Source organism: Arthrobacter sp. TB 23 (assembly GCF_000294595.1).
In the GTDB taxonomy this organism is placed as follows: Bacteria; Actinomycetota; Actinomycetes; order Actinomycetales; family Micrococcaceae; genus Arthrobacter_D.
In genome coordinates this window covers 67,372-71,486 of record NZ_ALPM01000073.1, presented here as the reverse complement: position 1 = coordinate 71,486, position 4,115 = coordinate 67,372, and the positions used below count along the sequence as shown (strand labels likewise).

Annotated in this window: 4 protein-coding genes; 2 read left to right on the top strand and 2 right to left on the bottom strand. The window is 65.4% G+C overall.

Translation table 11 applies throughout. The features are described 5' to 3' along the window. Positions 1-596, bottom strand: a 596-nt coding sequence (locus tag B384_RS0111165) for a beta-ketoacyl synthase N-terminal-like domain-containing protein (RefSeq protein WP_019483201.1), incomplete at its 3' end; no start/stop codon positions are given. A 144-nt stretch (positions 597-740) separates the two neighbouring features. Beyond that, positions 741-2,366, bottom strand: coding sequence for an ABC-F family ATP-binding cassette domain-containing protein (locus tag B384_RS18665; protein WP_019483200.1), 1,626 nt, complete (start codon positions 2,364-2,366; stop codon positions 741-743). Between B384_RS18665 and B384_RS18660 the strand changes: the two genes are divergently transcribed. Further along, the gene (locus B384_RS18660; RefSeq protein ID WP_083850917.1) at positions 2,355-3,536 is read left to right on the top strand and encodes a PhzF family phenazine biosynthesis protein; all 1,182 of its coding nucleotides are present in this window, start codon (positions 2,355-2,357) and stop codon (positions 3,534-3,536) included. The two genes, B384_RS18665 and B384_RS18660, sit on opposite strands and share 12 nt — an antisense overlap. A gap of 46 nt (positions 3,537-3,582) precedes the next feature. Beyond that, on the top strand, positions 3,583-4,020 hold the full coding sequence (locus tag B384_RS0111150; protein ID WP_019483198.1) for a VOC family protein: 438 nt from the start codon (positions 3,583-3,585) through the stop codon (positions 4,018-4,020). Positions 4,021-4,115 lie beyond the last annotated feature (95 nt).

Here is a 4,115-nt window from a genome sequence, read left to right as displayed (position 1 = left end):
CCCGCCTCAATCGCGGCGAGTGCCCGCTGGTGGGACCGCAGGGCGAAGGCGTCGGCGTCGTCGCGGGTGATGCCGTCCACCGAGGCGACCTCCTCTGCGGTTTCCGGCATGGAGTAGGTGGTCTTGTCCTGTGCCGCGAACAACGGGTTGGTGAACCGCCAGCCGATCGAGGTGTCGAACACGTCCCCCGGCTTGGCGAACGCCTTGGCCGGCTTCTCCATCACCCAGGGCGCACGGCTCATGGATTCCACGCCGCCGGCGACCACAATGTCGGCGGCGCCGGACTTGATCATGTGGGAGGCCATAATGATGGCTGACAACCCTGAGGCGCAGAGCCGGTTGACGGTGATTCCGGGAACGGTATCCGGGAGTCCGGCGAGCAGCGAGGCCATGCGTGCGACGTTGCGGTTCTCCTCGCCGGCGCCGTTGGCGTTGCCGAAGATCACTTCGTCGATTTCCCCGGGGTCGATACCTGCGCGGGCCACCGCCTCGCGGATCGCGAGCGCTGCGAGGTCATCGGGCCTGACCCCGGAAAGCGCTCCGCCGTAGCGTCCCACCGGGGTGCGTACCCCGCCGACCAGAAATGCCTCGGCCATGCCTGCCTCCAGAATCATCAACGATTGTGTAAGTCACACGGTCAGCCTAATTACTGACCGTTCGTTCTATATTACAGATGTGTCCGGAAAAGTGGCTCCCCCGCAAAGCCGGCGTTGCCCCACCGCTTGTGTGCGGTGCCGCAACTATTCCGGCGGACCCGCGACCCGGCCGGCCTCAAGCCGCAACTCCTTCGCGCCGGGGAGGCCGGTGAACCACCTCCGGAGTTCGCGGTCGTGGCTGACGACGACGAGGGTGCCGTCGTACCCGGCCAGAGCCTCTTCGAGCTCCCCCACCAGCACCGGGGCGAGGTGATTCGTGGGTTCGTCGAACAGGATGACGTCGTAGCGCCCCACCAGCAGGCGAGCCAGTGCAAGCCTGCGGTATTGGCCCGCGGAAAGGGTCCCGACGGGAACCAGGAAGTCGGCGCTGCGGAACAGGCCAAGGTTGAGGAGGCGGTCGGCGTGTTCGTCCAGGTCGCCCTGCAGACCCGAGGCGAAGGCCGGCAGGAGCCGCATCGACGGGCGGGGGTGCGGGGGCAGCTCCTGCGGAAGGTATCCGAGCCTGCCCCGCTGGACCACTGTGCCCTCCTGCACCGGGCAAAGCCCGGCCATGACGTCAAGCAGAGTCGTTTTACCCGCTCCGTTGGGACCGGTAACCAGGAGGTTCTCCCCCGCTCCTACCGTCAGCGAACCCACTGCCAGACGATCACCGACCGCGACGCCCTCAAGAGTGATCACCGGCCCGGTCAGTGACTGCCCGCCGAACTGGGCGGACAGCGCCAAAGGCTGAGGCGGTCGATCCACCGGCCGCTCCTCCAGCCGCCGCAGCCGCTCCTGCGCGTTTCGCTTCTGGCTGGTGATGGCTTCCTGCACGGTGCCCTGTTTGAAGTCGTAGCCCATCTTGTCGCCGTCGCGTCGACGCCCGTAACCCATCCGCCCCTCCACCGCTGCGGCTTTCATTCGTTCGGCTTCCTTGGCGTCCAGCCATTGCTGGTATTCCTGTTCCCACCGATTGCGTTCAGCAACCTTGGCCCGGAGGTATCCCTCGTATCCATCGCCATACCGCCGGAGTTCCCTGCGGTCGCCGTCCACTTCAATGATGGTCGTCGCGAAGGTGCGCAGGAACGATCGGTCGTGGGACACGGCGACGACCGCGCCCCGGTGGGCGGCGAGCTCCCGCTCCAGCCAGCTGACGGCGTCGTCGTCAAGATGGTTGGTGGGTTCGTCCAGCAGGAGGATGACGGCCGGGTCGGCGAGCAGGCAAGCCAGCGCAAGGCGCTCCTGTTCTCCGCCGGAGAGCGTGTCAAGGGTGCGGCCCCGTTCCAGGCCGCCCAGCCCCAGCTGACTGAGGGCTGCGTCAACCCGCGAGTCGACGGCGTAGCCCTCATGCAGGTCATATTCGGATTGGAGTGCCCCGTAGTGTTCCAGCTCGTCTGAATCAGCCGATTCCAGGGAGGCTTCACGCCTCCTCAGCTCCGCCTCGAGGGCCCGGATTCCGCTCAAGGCCGCGTCAATCACGGTTTGGACGGTGTCGGACGGCGCATGGTCAAGTGTCTGCGGCAGGTGACCGACCGCTCCGTGCACTGAGATGTGTCCGCCATCGGGGGTTTCGAGCCCGGCCACCAGGCGCATCAGCGTGGACTTGCCGGCGCCGTTCTCCCCGACCACTGCCACCCGTTCGCCACGGCCGACGGTCAGGTCGACGTGGTCAAGCAGCAGGCGGTCCCCATAGCCGTGGGACACGTCGGAAAGTTGGATATGTTCGGTCAAAGGAGTTCCTCGCGATATCGGAAAGTGCGCAGGCGTCGCGGCGCGCGGGTTCGAAGCGGGCGGTTGGCGCCGGCCGAACAGGCAGGTGCAAGGCTACTTCCTCATGGCTCCAGCGTGCCCCGGTGTGGGCAAGCCGTCAACCTCACCGGGGCACGCCCCCGGCTGCCTTGTCGCGCTGACGGTGGATTTTCGACAAAATGTGGGTGTGACCACCAATCGAAGCACCCCCCATCAGTGATATCCGCATCGCCTGCCGTCCGACGCTACTCAGCCTTCAGCACCTCAACCGCGGGAGGTAACCCGGCCGGGGTGGTGATGGAGGCCGCGGATCTTTCTGACGATCAAATGCAATCTATAGCTTCCGACGTCGGCTACAGCGAAACGGCCTTCCTCACCGGACCCATCACCGCCGATTCCCCGATTCCGATCCGCTACTTTGCGCCGATGGGCGAAGTGGACTTCTGCGGTCACGCGACAATCGCGACGGCGGTGGCACTGGGGGAAGACGCGGGACTGGGCGCCTATACGCTGCATACCAAGGTGGGACCGGTTAACGTCAGGGCTTCACGCGACCGTCGAGGCTTTCTGGGATCTTTGGAGAGCCCGCCGATCAGCTGCTCACCGCTGGCTGCCACCGATCTTGAGCTGCTCCTGAGCAGCCTGCGGTGGACAGGGGAGGTGCTCCATCCCGATTATCTTCCCGGGATCGGATTTGGTGGCAATCTCCATCCGGTCGTCGTCGTCAGGGATGCCGAAACGCTTGGCACTCTGGACTACCACTTCGCTGCGTTGCAGGAACTCTGTCGGACGCATACGTGGATCACGGTAACCCTGATAGCTCCCGCCGGTCCCGGCCTCTGGCAGGCGCGGAATCCATTCCCCTGGGGCGGGGTGGTTGAAGACCCCGCTACCGGTGCCGCGGCCGCAGCGTTCGCCGGGTACCTGAGGGCTCAGGGTCGGATAGCTGCGGGCGCGAGCTTCACGATCCGTCAAGGGATCGAGATGGGTCGGCCCAGCACGCTCGAGGTCACGGTGCTCGAAGCGACTGCTCTGATCAGCGGCTACGCCGCGGTCATCACCCAGGGCGTCCCGGGTGTCGCCTCAGCGTCGAGAAACTGGAGAACCGCCGAAACAACCGCCAAAGCAGAGCCTCACACGGACAGCTACTGACCGCGATGAGGTAGTGCCCGCCCCCGTCCGTCCCTAAAGTCGGTCCATGACCTACAACATCCAGATCACCCTCGACTGCACCAACACCCACGATCAGGCGGACTGGTGGGCTGAAACGCTCGGGTGGGTGGTGGAACCCACCGATCAGACCTTCATCGACGATGTGCTGGCCAAGGGCTGGGCCCAGCCGGATGAGCTCATTGTGCACAAAGGGGTGCGCGTGTGGCGCGACGGCGCAGCCATCTGCCGCCCCGGGGAGGATAGCCACAAGGGCAGGCTACGGATGCTATTTCAGCCAGTGCCTGAACCGAAGACTGTCAAGAACCGCTGCCACCTGGACATCAACCTCGACTGTGACGATAAAGACGAGCTCAGGGCCCGGCTTGAGGGCCGGGGTGCCCAGTTTCTCTACCAGGCGAACCAAGGCCCCCACGTTTGGTACACGATGGTCGATCCTGAGGGCAATGAGTTCTGCCTCGGGTGAGGACTCTTAGCTCCGAACGGCGCGTTGACGCAACAACACGATGGCTGCAGCGAGACCACCAGCAGCGGCGATGCCCGCCGCGGCAGGGGTTGCCG